Below are 12415 nucleotides of genomic sequence, written 5' to 3'. Positions count from 1 at the left end.
GCATGAGGCTGCCTCCCTTCTCCCGTTACCGTCCCCTGATGCGCATGACTGCCGTATTTGTGCTCGGAATAATCACTGGATGTGTCGTGTACAATGGTGTATTTCACCTCAGTTACAACAAGCTGTGGCTGAACAATCAGGAGCTGCAGCTGCAGCTGCACCAGAACGAGGAGGATATCAAAACACTGAAAAAATACAGCAAACGCCAAACGGTCATCAAGGAAATCAAAGTCCGTGCAGAAGAGTCTGATCGAGGTCCGGACGAGGCCTCTCTGAAACTGATGCTGCAGAAACTCGGGGATGAACTCGAGGTTCTGCGGGGAAGAGATGTATTCAACATTGACGAATACAGCAAAATGACACGCATCATGCTTAACCAAAAAATTTATAAGGTCAGGGAAAAAGAGTATTCCGTGCAGGTCAAGACGATGCTTGTCATGGAAGGTGTCCTGCAGGTTTGGGTACAGATTCGGATGCACGTTCCGGCATAGACCTGGGAAAACTATAAAAAAACTGCCCTTGTCTGCATGTGCACATGCTACAATAAGGGCAGTATATGTTTCTCAGAAAAGGAGCTGCTTCTGCGTGTTGATTGAAGTATTCAAGTATGTTCTCATCGCCCTCTTCGCGATTGCGATGATCTGTTCTGCAGTGAACAGCATCCGTTCACGCCGGACCTCTGACAAAAATGATGCAGGCTTATATCGTTCCTGGACAAATATCTGGATGGGGTGCATGCTCGTCATTCTCTCCTTGATCCTGATGTTTGTGTTCACAGGCTCTACACTTTCGGTCGTTGTGGAAGCGCTTTTCCTGGTGATGGGGGCCTACAACGTGTTTGCCGGAATTCGGAACCGCAGTTATTACGCCAGGCTCAGACAGCATTCCGGAGATATCCCTGCATAGCGTCTTCCCATTCAGGTGATCTGGATAATCCAAATCCAACCAAAAAGAGAGCGCCTCCGAATTATAGGGTGGATAAGACAAGCCGTGTGCATTCAACATTTTAACGATGAATGCGTATGCTGCGCTGTGGATTTCTCACAGCAGATCAACGGTCCGTCTGACACCAGATCGGGATGCTCTCTTTTTCTATGCGCTCTGTACTTCACCATATTCGCCTTATATGTGAAGTATTATTATTAACCTATGCATGATCTATGGACTGAAGGGTCATGACTGCTTTACATACCACACTGCCCTCGCGAGAGATGACAATATCCATTTTGCATGTCCGTCGGCTCATCTCCAGAATCATGGGGCGCACCATAATCTGATCCTCAATCTGCACCGGACGGACAAAATAAGTCGTTACATTATCAACCACATGGTCGTTGCCGGTGACGTCCCAAGCTGCTCTTCTTGCTGCTTGTGTCATGACATTCAGCAGCACACCTTCCGAGATCGTACCGAGATCCGTAGCCATCTGGGGGATGATAAAACCATGGAACAGCAGTTCATTCTGCTCTCCGCGTTCCTCGGCAAATCCATTCCAGATCAAATGATCAAACGTCTCGCCAAGCTGGGGCTGCTTCTGAGCATCCCGCATAGCCTGCAGCACTTCCTTGCGTGTGACGGAAGCAATCAGCTTGCGGTTGCGGTCCACAATCGGCAGAAAATCGATCCCTTCCCAGGTCATGATCTGCGCAGCAGAAGCAAGAGACGTTTGCAGGGAAGCGGTGACCGGGCGGCGGATTACACATTTTTCAATGCTTTGATCAGCCTGCAGCTCACTAACATCCTTCAAACTTACGATCCCGATGACCCGGTTCCACTCATCTACAACTGGGAAACGATGCTCTCCGGTCTCCGACACCAGCGTATGAAAGTCTGCGGCAGAACTCGTTACTTTGAGTACCTGCAGCCGAGGTTTTTGCCCGATGATATCCTCTACGAGCATGATTTTTTTCTTAATCAGCCGGTCAAAAATGGCTCGGTTAATCATCGAAGCTACGGTAAACGTATCATGTCTGGAAGATATAATAGGCAGTCCAAGCTCATCAGCCTTCAGCCTCACGTCTCTGCTTGTGCCAAAGCCGCCGGTAATCAACACACCAGCCCCCTGCTCCAGTGCGAGTGAATGTGCATCCTCCCTGTTACCAACAATCAGCAGACTTCCAGCATCAATGTAACGAGCCATCGCCTGTTCTTTCATCGCCCCGATCACATACTTGTGCAGCGGCTTCGGCAGCCCCTCGTTCCCTCCCAGCACATGCCCTTCTACAATGGTGACAACATCGGCAAAAGTCAGCTGCTCCGACATGCCTCGAGGTCTTTTTTCAATTCGCACGGTTCCAATTCTCTCTTTGGTTACAACCAGTCCGAAATTCTCCGCCTCTTTGACCGCGCGATAAGCAGTTCCTTCACTTACGCCCAATTCACGCGCGAGTCCGCGCACCGAAATTTTGCTGCCTACCTTCAACTGTTCAATATGCTGGAGAAGCTGTTCATGCTTCGTGACGTTTTCTTCCTGTCCGTCCATCTGTACCACCCCCAAGGTTGCATCTGTACTATACTGTATCTATTATAACACGATTATAGGAAATTAACCCCATCCCTGCCCCAGACCTGAATCTTCAGAAAACACAATGCGCCTGCTTACAAATAAAGACCGAAATCCTTATTGATCCAGGATTTCGGTCTTATTCCGGTGCAGTCCATGACTCATATTACGCTGGACTCATTCCGTTCCTGCTTGTCCAGCAGTTTCATCTCCCACTGCCGCAGCTTCGCCCGGCGCACAGCTTCCAGCGCACGTTTCTTCTCTTCATCCACACCAAGAATGAAATGCAGATGAGCACCTACGATTAACAGGGAAAACAGCACCCATACGATGCCAAAAATATTAACCCAGTCCATTCCGCCCGCAAAGGATATGCGTGGAAGTGCAATCACCAACATTGACAGTGCAATCAGCAGATAGATCACATGTTTTGTTTTTTTCAACCTCTTCACTATTCACAGCTCCTTCGTTCCATATATAGCTAGTCTATGAACGATTCAGAGGGAATATGAGAGGATCAGAGAAAAAAACCGGACAGATTAGTGCTTATCGAGCTAATCCCTTAGGCTTCAGCTCCGCCGTACAAATGAGCCAGGCTGTCAGCGATAATTTTGTTTACATCCTCGATAATTACACTAAGGCGGCGCTCTGCATCAAACAGGCGGCGGATGTTCAGGTTCAGACTCAATACCTCGAAGAGCTTCTCCATTTTTTCCATCTCGTCCGGTGCCGGCATATCTCCGCTCATCATGCGCTGCTGCAGTTCCATCTGCTGGTTGCGGAAGTTATCCAGCATCGCTTTGGCCTCTGGATCAGCCTCAATCAATTTCATCGCAGAGGTAATCTCTTCCACCTCTCCGCTTTCTCTCAGTGCTTTTGCCAGATCATTGGCTTTGTCATAAATATTCACTATAATTCCTCCTCTAATTGTTGTTCTTCCGTGCCGGAACACGCAGTGTATGTTCTCAAACAAAAGGTTCTGGATCAGGCCGCCCAAAAACGCCCTGAATCAAACACATTTAATTCCGGTTGGGTCAATCACCAAGGGGTATATGTCCTCATATGATGAAGCACATGCCATGTTCAGATGCCGTTCAACTTCAAGATCAGACATCAAGCTGCCGCCCGGAAGGAGATCCGTGATGTCCACTAAAAAAGTAACGATACAGGTTACCGGCTCGGGCATCCTGCAGGACGACGTCATCATGCTGGGCGAAGGGGTCCTCAAGGCTCTAAAGATTCCTTCGGGAAGACCTCTTCAGCTGCAATTCGGTTCTTACCGCCGCGAAGTTACTGTTATTCCGGTTCCCCGGTATGACGGATTACGACTCAATCAGACGGTAGCCAGCAAAACCGGCCTTGTCCCTCGTTCGGTCCTGAGGGTATCTTACCGTGCTTCCAGCCATACGCTTCGCCTGGGACCTTACATCAGCGTTATGGTAAGCCGGGATTACCCCGAACAGCCCGATCGGCCCTTTGGCTCGATTACGATGTTCTGCCAGGAATTAGTGCACGCCTGCAGGAAGCAGGGCGCCTATGTATCCTTTTTCACACCGGAGGACATCGGAGCAGTAACCGGCTATATGAAAGGCTGGGTGTATAGTGACGGCTGGAAAAAGACCGTTCTGCCTGTAGCAGATGTGGTCAATAATCGGCTGACGTCCCGTAAACTCGAGAACAAACCTAGCGTACAGCATTTTATGAAAGAAGTAAAATCGCTTTACGGCACACACACCTTCAATGAAAAGTTTCTGGACAAAAACGAGGTGTTTGACGCACTCAAGTCCATCCCGACACTCAAACGGGTGCTGCCCGAGTCTCATCTGCTCAAATCATCAGCGACCCTTAAGACGATGTGCCAGCGTTATCCGGTTATTTTTCTGAAGCCGGTGCGCGGCTCACTGGGTAAAGGCATTATCCGGGTCTCCCGTCAGCCAGAAGGAGGATATCTGACTCTGGCGACAAGTGTCGGAGGTACCCGCAGACAATCGTATGCTTCTCTGGATAAACTGTATGCCAGCATGTCTGGAAAAATGAAAACAACGCGTTATCAGATCCAGCAAGGACTGACCCTGATTGATCACAGCGGCAGACCCGTTGATTTCCGTGCGCTCGTGCAGAAAAACAAGACAGGTAAATGGAGCGTAACCTCTATCGTTGCCCGGATTGCCGGAGGCAGTCACTATGTCTCCAATCTGGCGCGAGGCGGAAGCCTCAGCACTGTTAAAGATGCCGTAGCCAAAACACAGCTGTCCAGTTCCGCCAAAGCTTCGGCATATGCAGGACTTCATACGGCTGCGCTGGAAATCGCCAAAGGCATTGAGAGTGCCATCCCTGCCCACTTTGGTGAACTCGGTATTGATCTGGCCCTGGATACAAGTGGCCGTGTATGGCTGCTTGAGGTGAATTCCAAACCATCCAAAAATGATAATACACCGCTGAGCGAGAGCAAAATTCGCCCTTCGGTCAAAGCTATGCTTGAATACTCCACCTATCTGGCCGGTTTCTAAACATTCATTCCCTAACGGAGGTGCAGCTTGATGTACACATCATCACCAAAGAAGGACACGATGGCGGTTCTGGTACGCGAAGCGGAAGGCTCACCTCTCTTCACGGATGAACGATTCTGCCGTCAGCTCTGTGTGGAAAGCCCACGATACGGGATACGAGTTGTCGTTATTCCGATTCCGGCCGACCTCGCCGTAAGCAGCATTCGCAGAGGATACGTATATCACCAGAAGCAGTGGAAGAACATTCGTATTCCTTCCCTCGATCTGGTGATGAATCGCTGCCTGCGTCCTCTCTCCAGAGGTGCAAGGCAGCAGTTAGAGATGTATTTACCTCTTGGCTGCAGCCTTTATCAGCGATCCTGGTCATCGGCTCTTCCCGGCAAATGGGAAGTTCATCGCGTTCTATCCAGGTCAACCACGCTTCGAGGACTGCTTGCTCCAACTTCCAGGGCCAGGCGGCCTGTTCCCTGGGAAATATGGCTTGCACGCTGGCCCAAAGGTTTGTTTTTCAAACCCGCTTCAGGAACTCATGGCAGGAATACCTTTCGCCTATCTAGGGGAGAAACGCCATCTGCCTGGATTGTGGAAGGTCGTACTGCGAGCAACGAAAACTTTTGCATCACATTTCATCAAGCGGAAGACGTATCTTCCTGGCTGGAATCACATCAGGCTGTACAAAAGATGATTGTGCAGCCTTATCTGGAGCTTAGCCATCAAGGAAGGGCTTTTGATATACGGGCGCTGGTTCAAAAAAATGGGCAGGGCCGCTGGGCACTGACGGGATGCATGGTTCGGGAAGGTGCTGAAGGCTCTCTCACCTCCAATCTTCATGGTGGCGGTAACGCCTATCCCGCAGAAGCATATCTTATCGAACGGTACGGAAAGGTCCGGACTGCATCGCTGCTGCTGCAGATCAGACATTACGCCGCTCTCATCCCTCCGCTGCTGGAGAGCCGCTTCGGCAGACTTGCGGAACTCGGACTTGATTTTGGAGCCGATGCAGACGGACAGCTGTGGCTGATTGAAGTAAACTCAAAACCAGGCCGCACCTCATTTGCAGAAGCACAAGATGAACACATGCATGCCCTGACATATACACAACCGCTTGCTTATGCCCGTTATCTGCTGCAGCAGTATGTTCTCGCGGACGTTTCGCGTCCAATGAAAATGCCGAATTCATCCAGCAAAGCTGGCCTGAAACGTATCCCGATTCCAGGCGGCTGAGGTTTGTAATGCCCGCTTGCCATGGAGCACAAGGATGTTTTTCAGGATAGGAGGATAAATCATGAGTTTGACCTTTTGTAATCTGCATTTCACCCAAAAACCCGAAAAAGTGGTGTACGTATCCAATGCTTTAATGAAAAGCCTCAATCTGTCCGGCAAAAAGACGATACACCTGCGTTTTGGACGTGATCGCGTGCCCGCCACGATCAAGCCCATTCGCAAAGCCGGTAAGCATCTGTATCTGGCATCAGGCATCCGTAACTTGATGAACGTTCCCAAACGCGGAAGCATCTATCTTCGCAACCTCCAGAATGATGAAGTGCAGCTTGGCCCACTCATCGGGGTGCTGTCGGACGGTTCTTCTTCAAGCTCTAATCCGTTTGGTTCGCGAACAGGTTTTATCAAGCAGCTGCTTCGTGAAGGAAGCCGCAAATCGTATATCTATGCTTTCACCCCGAGAGATATCAACTGGCAGAACGAGACGGTCTCCGGTTACTTTCTCAATGAGAGCGGCACTTTTTTCCGCAGAACCGTACCCCTGCCAGATGTTGTCTACAATCGTTTACCGAGCCGCCGCTCCGATTTTTCACCAGCGATCAATCAGCTGCGGGAACGGTTTATCCGCCGCAAAATCCCTTTTTTCAACTGGAGTTTCTTCAATAAATCGGATATTTACAAACTGCTGGAGAACGAACCGACCGCAGGGCGTTATATCCCGGAATCCATCACCAACCCAACGGTCGAACAGATGAAGGAGATGCTGGAGCGGCATCAGTTCGTTTATTATAAACCAACCGCAGGCAGTCTCGGAAACGGAATCTATCGTTTAACCTATTCGCCCAAACGTGGATATTTTGCACGTTATCGCAAGAAAGGCGGCAATGCCCTGCTGCGCTTTGGCTCGTTTAACAGTCTGATGCGCATGCTTCAAGGCAGACATGGCAAACAGCTGCGCGGTTATGTCGTGCAGCAGGGAATACGGCTGATCGAGATTGACGAGTGCCCTATTGATTTTCGTTTCCATATGCATAAAAACGGAAACAATCAGTGGGTTGTAGTCGGCATCGGCGCCAAGAAAGCAGGACGAGGAAGTGTCACCACACACATCAAAAACGGCGGCTCTCTGATGACGCCTGAACAGGCGCTCAGCCGCAACTTCGGGGACCGTGCGGGCGAGGTTCTGCAGCAGGCCAAATCCGTCGCTATTACACTGGCCCAGGCGATTGAATCCCAGCACCAGCATCTGATTGGTGAGATTGGCTTTGATCTGGGCATTGATCAGGAGGAACATGTATGGATGTTCGAAGCGAACGCCAAACCCGGGCGCTCCATCTTCCGTCACCCTTCACTCCGGCTGGAGGGAAAATCTTCGGTGGAGCACATTTTGGAGCACTGCCTGTATTTGAGCAAATTCCGGAAGAAGGAAGACATTTGATGAGCCTCCATGATGATTTCAAACCTGTGATCGCCGTGCTCACCATGCATGATCAACGGCGCATGTTCAGAGGAAATCATCAAAACTTTCAGGATATTCTGCAAACAGGTGAAAGCATGGGATATGTCGTTTATATCGTGACCGTTCGGGATCTTGATGTGACCGGACCTACCGTGAAAGGATATACGTACAACAAAGGGAGCGGCAAATGGACTTCACAGCCGTTTCCCCTCCCTCATGTTTTGTATAATCGTATCCCTAACCGGGAAGACGAACGCAAGCCTTCAGTACAGCGAAAAATTGAAGAGTGCCGACAGTCCGGTATCGAGCTGTATAATCCGTTTTTTTTCAACAAATGGAACCTGTTCGAGTGGCTGAAAAAATCCAAGTCCACCCAGCAGCTGATTCCGCATACCCGGCGGATGCGCAGCGCTTCTTCACTCGGTACCGTGCTGCGCGCCTATCCGTATCTGTATCTCAAACCCGAGAGCGGCAAAGCAGGCAAAGGCATCATGATGCTCAAATTCCAGGAAAAAGAAAAGCTGCCTTACCGACTTAAAATACAGAATACCCGGAGAAGTATGACCTACAAGGCGGCCACGTTAAGCAAGTTATGGGCACGAATTCGCAAAGAAACCGGACATACGCCTTATATCATGCAGCAGGGAATTGAGCTGGCTTCCTCGCACAAGCGCCCTTTTGATCTTCGTGTACTTGTGCAGAAAAATGGCAAGGGACAGTGGAGCGTTACCGGAATCGGAGCAAGGCTCGCAGGCTCCCGCAGCATTACAACTCACGTGCCTCGCGGCGGAAGTGTCGAAGATCCGGAGGAACTGCTCACAGAGTTGTTCGGAGAGGAGATGACAGCGGCTTTAATGAAGCGGGTCAAGTCCACCTCATTAATGATCGCAAGACAGGTTGAACGCGGATCAGGACATACACTTGGTGAAATGTCCATGGATCTGGGCGTCGATGACCTGGGCGAGATCTGGTTCTTTGAAGCCAATGCCAAACCGATGAAATTCGATGAACCACAGATCAGACGGCGTTCACTGGAACGCATTTTCCAGTACAGCGCTTATCTTGCCCGTCAGTCTGTGCAATGACGGACAGGAATACTGTATATAAAGAAGGTGATTGTTTGTGTCCTCACCTGTTCTGGGCATTATGACGTTGTATCTGAATGAACACCGCGCTCTGGAAGAACGAAGCATCTATCGCCGAATGATTCTCGAAGGGCGCAAACGGGGACTCGATATTTATGTGTTTACACCTGCTGATGTGCATTCCAGCGGCAAACGAATTGAAGCGATGGTATACGACGAAAAAAAGGGCTGGTCCAGGGAATGGCGCGCATTCCCGGATCTGATCTTTGACCGATGCCGCATTCAGCGCAACCATCGTTTCCAGCAGCTGCTGGTATTTCGTCAAAAATATGGACATCTGCTCTTCCTGAACCGCCCGCTGCGCAATAAGTGGACCATTCATCAGACCCTTTCCGAGAAAGCCGTCTTCCGGCAGCATCTGCCGGAAACGATATTGTTTCAGGACATGTCCGATGTAAACCGTATGCTCAAGACTTCTTCACTGATCTATCTAAAACCGATCAACGGTACGGGCGGGCGCGGCATTCTGCGCGTAGAGCGCAGCAGCAAGGAACCCAGTACGGTGCTTGTACAGGGACGGGATCAGAAAAGGCGCATAATTACACCGCGCAGGGTCCATCTGTCCAGGCTTGGTCCACTGCTTGAGCATTGGAACATGAAAGACAAATATCTCGTGCAAAAAGGAATCCAGCTCCAGCTCCCGAACGGAAGAGTCCATGACTACCGCATGCTGGTGCAGAAAAATGGAGAAGGCGAGTGGGAACTTACAGGCTGTGCAGGGCGCATGGGCGCAGAGAAAAGTGTAACCTCGAACCTCCATGGCGGCGGTCAGGCGGTTGCCATGCAGCGATTAATGAAGCAGTGGATTCCTGAAGAGGAGCTTCGGCAAGAAGTGACTGCAGCTGCCGAGAAATTCGGGATTGATGTAGCTGCATTTCTGGAGGATACGTATGGGGATCTGTGCGAGCTTGCGCTGGATCTGGCGATTGACAAGAGCGGACATATCTATCTGCTGGAGGTCAACCCCAAACCGGCTCGCGAGGTCTTTGCCCGAATTGGTGAACGAAGCATCTATTATAAAGCGATCACACAACCGCTGGAATATGCCTTGTGGGTGTACCGCAACCGACCTGCCGAAACAGTCAAAAAACCTGTTTCTCCCAGGCCCGCTGCTTCTAAACCAGCGCGGGTGAAGCGAAAACGGAGAATCAAATAAGTCAGCTGTTCAGACGGGTTGGGACATACAGGCCAAAAAAACAGGATAGAAGGTTGAGTATCTGAACCTTCTATCCTGTTTTCATCAATTCAAGACCCATCCCCTGTTTTCATCAATTCAAGACCCATCCTGTTTTCATCAATTCACGTCCTTTGGAGCGCTAAGTCCAGGTTACCGTGTGCTCATCCATCACGATCCGGGCTTCCCTACCTTGGTACACATACGACAGCGTAAACCTCATATGATCTGGCTCCAGCATATATTTTGTCACGTTCACAGTCTCTTCTGATTCGTCAGCCGGCAGGCATACTGCCGCAACTCCCACTTTGCCTGAGAATTCGGCTTTGCCCTGAATGACAGCCGTTTCAGACTTTGCGCCGTACACTTCAGATACCCAGCCCGACTGTTCTGTCACCTCGAACGATTCACTGCCATCTCCTTCCATCAGAAATCGAATGCACAGCTTGACGGAGGACTGGTCAAATCGGATGCCTGCCCGCTGTTTGGCGTAATCGTCTTTGTTCAGTACAAGCCTTGCTTCCGGATGCAGATGAAACCGCTGCTCCAGTGTATGGAACTTCTCGGCTTCCAGCCAGTCCACGATCAGAAATAAAGGTACACTTTTGCCTGCAAGCACCCAGCGGCGATGGCTGACCGGATCAGGCAGGTGCGTATATCCATCTTGGGAAGCATCCATAAAGTGATAGTTTGCGTGACTTTCATAGCGATGTGTTGTCGCTTCTGCCTCAGGTTTACCCCATTGTTGAGTAGACAAATAGGGTGTCTGATCTGTCCCGTCTACAGTAACTGTATTATGTGCCCTTGTGCTTTTGAAATAATGGCGCCACTGCCCTTCTTCATACGTATAACGTCCGGTATCCGTGAAGAACAATCGGTTATTCCACATCCATTCGATGTTTAAGGCATCAGCATGACCATGAGCACCGCCCATGGATGCTGCATCAAAGAACAGGTATTGACGCTCATCCCTCATCACATAATATCCGGTCTGTGGAAAAGTCCGGCTTGTCAATGAACGTGAAGTTCCAGACTGCAGCCGAACGCACCGCTCATATTTTGCCACACCCACTAACCAGAGGCACTCGGAACTGTCGGTACCGCGGGCCATGAGATCCTCGTCTCCCAGAATTGCCCCCAGCAGCGTCAACCGCTGACGCCCGTCACTAAGCCAGTCTGAATCTCCAATGCCCGTCGATTGATGATCCGGTCTGATCATAGCTTCAGTGAATGAAGCCATCCTGCGCAGACATTCTCCATACCATGCTGAAAACGGGTGTCCCGAAATTCCCGCCAGCAGATACGGTGTACCAAACATCTCAATGCTGGCATTATGATAATGCGTATTTAACTCTACCTGAATGCCCTCTTCGTTCAATTGATGCAGCAGACACAGCTCCAGCCGCTCCGCAGCCACTTGACGCCAATATGGACTGCGCGGATGCTCCTTATAGAAAGCAGCAATCATAAACAACCCCTGCATATGCATAATAGCGTGATTAATCTCTGTGCTGCCGAGATAATGCGTCAGGAACTCTGCATGCTCCTCAAGCCCTTGCAGAAATTCGGTTCGAAATGCTTCGTCCAGCTGCGGGCTTGATTCCATATATTTGTACGCGGTAATCCAAGACTGCACACGCAGACCTGTTTCAAGCAAACGCCAAGGACCCGGTTTCTGAAAATAAACGGCCTCATTATACGGAAGGCCAGCTGGCACTGGATTTTGTTCTCTCCAGGTACGGAAATGATCTATAAATGCAGTCACATATAACGGATTGCCTTTCATTAAGTAAGCTTTGCCCAAATCCAGCATATGCCAGTGCCTGTTAATCCCCCAAGTGAACTCCAGATCATTGGTCGGATTATGAAGCCAGTCCACTGGCGTCCCGAGTGGAATCCAGTTGGTCAGATCATTCGTATATGGCACCATAAATTCATTCAGAACAGCCCGGTTGGCAATCGTCACTGAATTCCGGGCTTCATCCGGAAAGTGTTCCCGGTAATATCGAGCCGCCTGTTCCAGTTCATCCGCAGAAAGGTAAAAATCGCTCATTGCTCTTCCTCAAGAAAATCCTGACGGAATGGCGTGAACACATCCAGTATGACTGCATCTTCCAGCGCCTTTACCCCATGCGGCACATTTAAGCCAGCATAGAAGCTGTCCCCCGCTTTTAGAATACGTGTTTCATCACCTACCTGAACCTCAAAGCTTCCCTTCACAATATAACTGACCTGCTCGTGCGCATCATGGGAGTGGACTTCGCCAACTCCACCTTTGCTGAACGTCACCTCGACCATCATCAGTGTGCCGCCCATACCCAAAATTTTACGCGAACTTGTCTCATTAATAACATGCGCTTCTACGGATTGCTGGTTAATGATCATTTGATTTTCCCCTCTCAC

General features: G+C 50.1%; 12 protein-coding genes. 7 read left to right on the top strand and 5 right to left on the bottom strand.

All coding sequences use genetic code 11. From position 1 onward, the window contains the following. Nucleotides 1-2 precede the first annotated feature (2 nt). Together MKY97_RS09445 and MKY97_RS09440 are read left to right on the top strand one after the other, a co-directional pair. On the top strand, nucleotides 3-491 hold the full coding sequence (locus MKY97_RS09445) for a hypothetical protein (protein WP_342555191.1): 489 nt from the start codon (nucleotides 3-5) through the stop codon (nucleotides 489-491). 94 nt (nucleotides 492-585) lie between these two features. Next, the gene (locus MKY97_RS09440) at nucleotides 586-906 is read left to right on the top strand and encodes a YtpI family protein (RefSeq protein ID WP_342555190.1); all 321 of its coding nucleotides are present in this window, start codon (nucleotides 586-588) and stop codon (nucleotides 904-906) included. Between the two features lie 241 nt (nucleotides 907-1147). Here MKY97_RS09440 and MKY97_RS09435 read toward each other — a convergent pair whose 3' ends face one another. From MKY97_RS09435 to MKY97_RS09425, 3 genes are all read right to left on the bottom strand, one after another. Beyond that, nucleotides 1148-2482 carry a DRTGG domain-containing protein gene (locus tag MKY97_RS09435; protein ID WP_342555189.1) on the bottom strand — a complete coding sequence of 445 codons (1335 nt, stop codon included), beginning with the start codon at nucleotides 2480-2482 and terminating at the stop codon, nucleotides 1148-1150. A gap of 182 nt (nucleotides 2483-2664) precedes the next feature. After that, nucleotides 2665-2955, bottom strand: a complete 291-nt coding sequence (locus MKY97_RS09430; protein ID WP_342555188.1) for a hypothetical protein — start codon at nucleotides 2953-2955, stop codon at nucleotides 2665-2667. Nucleotides 2956-3065: 110 nt separating this feature from the next. Then, nucleotides 3066-3413, bottom strand: a complete 348-nt coding sequence (locus MKY97_RS09425) for a YlbF family regulator (protein ID WP_342555187.1) — start codon at nucleotides 3411-3413, stop codon at nucleotides 3066-3068. A gap of 232 nt (nucleotides 3414-3645) precedes the next feature. Here MKY97_RS09425 and MKY97_RS09420 point away from each other — a divergent pair, with 232 nt between their 5' ends. From MKY97_RS09420 to MKY97_RS09400, 5 genes are all read left to right on the top strand, one after another. Continuing rightward, on the top strand, nucleotides 3646-5013 hold the full coding sequence (locus tag MKY97_RS09420; protein WP_342555186.1) for a YheC/YheD family protein: 1368 nt from the start codon (nucleotides 3646-3648) through the stop codon (nucleotides 5011-5013). Nucleotides 5014-5043: 30 nt separating this feature from the next. After that, the gene (locus MKY97_RS09415; protein WP_342555185.1) at nucleotides 5044-6237 is read left to right on the top strand and encodes a YheC/YheD family protein; all 1194 of its coding nucleotides are present in this window, start codon (nucleotides 5044-5046) and stop codon (nucleotides 6235-6237) included. A gap of 61 nt (nucleotides 6238-6298) precedes the next feature. Continuing rightward, entirely contained in the window at nucleotides 6299-7672 is a 1374-nt protein-coding gene (locus MKY97_RS09410; protein WP_342555184.1) for a YheC/YheD family protein, read from the top strand. After that, complete coding sequence (locus MKY97_RS09405) at nucleotides 7672-8778, top strand: YheC/YheD family protein (protein ID WP_342555183.1); 1107 nt, start codon at nucleotides 7672-7674, stop codon at nucleotides 8776-8778. The genes MKY97_RS09410 and MKY97_RS09405 overlap by 1 nt, the downstream gene beginning before the upstream one ends. A 37-nt stretch (nucleotides 8779-8815) precedes the next feature. Continuing rightward, nucleotides 8816-9994, top strand: coding sequence for a YheC/YheD family protein (locus tag MKY97_RS09400; RefSeq protein WP_342555182.1), 1179 nt, complete (start codon nucleotides 8816-8818; stop codon nucleotides 9992-9994). A gap of 160 nt (nucleotides 9995-10154) precedes the next feature. Here the strand turns inward: MKY97_RS09400 and MKY97_RS09395 are convergent, their stop codons facing one another. Both MKY97_RS09395 and MKY97_RS09390 read right to left on the bottom strand, forming a co-directional pair. Next, nucleotides 10155-12065 carry an alginate lyase family protein gene (locus MKY97_RS09395; RefSeq protein WP_342555181.1) on the bottom strand — a complete coding sequence of 637 codons (1911 nt, stop codon included), beginning with the start codon at nucleotides 12063-12065 and terminating at the stop codon, nucleotides 10155-10157. Then, nucleotides 12062-12397 carry a cupin domain-containing protein gene (locus MKY97_RS09390; protein WP_342555180.1) on the bottom strand — a complete coding sequence of 112 codons (336 nt, stop codon included), beginning with the start codon at nucleotides 12395-12397 and terminating at the stop codon, nucleotides 12062-12064. Before MKY97_RS09390 ends, MKY97_RS09395 begins: the two co-directional genes overlap by 4 nt. Nucleotides 12398-12415 lie beyond the last annotated feature (18 nt).

The organism is Paenibacillus sp. FSL R7-0652, from assembly GCF_038595045.1.
In the GTDB taxonomy this organism is placed as follows: Bacteria; Bacillota; Bacilli; order Paenibacillales; family Paenibacillaceae; genus Paenibacillus.
Note: the sequence above shows the minus strand (reverse complement) of the source record. Positions and strands in the feature narration are given on the sequence as shown.

Bases quoted from the DNA above. Each gene is read 5' to 3' on its own strand.
- MKY97_RS09420 (WP_342555186.1), top strand. From the start codon at position 3,646: ATGTCCACTAAAAAAGTAACGATACAGGTTACCGGCTCGGGCATCCTG.
- MKY97_RS09415 (WP_342555185.1), top strand. From the start codon at position 5,044: ATGTACACATCATCACCAAAGAAGGACACGATGGCGGTTCTGGTACGC.
- MKY97_RS09445 (WP_342555191.1), top strand. From the start codon at position 3: ATGAGGCTGCCTCCCTTCTCCCGTTACCGTCCCCTGATGCGCATGACT.
- MKY97_RS09410 (WP_342555184.1), top strand. From the start codon at position 6,299: ATGAGTTTGACCTTTTGTAATCTGCATTTCACCCAAAAACCCGAAAAA.
- MKY97_RS09435 (WP_342555189.1), bottom strand. From the start codon at position 2,482: ATGGACGGACAGGAAGAAAACGTCACGAAGCATGAACAGCTTCTCCAG.
- MKY97_RS09405 (WP_342555183.1), top strand. From the start codon at position 7,672: ATGAGCCTCCATGATGATTTCAAACCTGTGATCGCCGTGCTCACCATG.
- MKY97_RS09395 (WP_342555181.1), bottom strand. From the start codon at position 12,065: ATGAGCGATTTTTACCTTTCTGCGGATGAACTGGAACAGGCGGCTCGA.
- MKY97_RS09390 (WP_342555180.1), bottom strand. From the start codon at position 12,397: ATGATCATTAACCAGCAATCCGTAGAAGCGCATGTTATTAATGAGACA.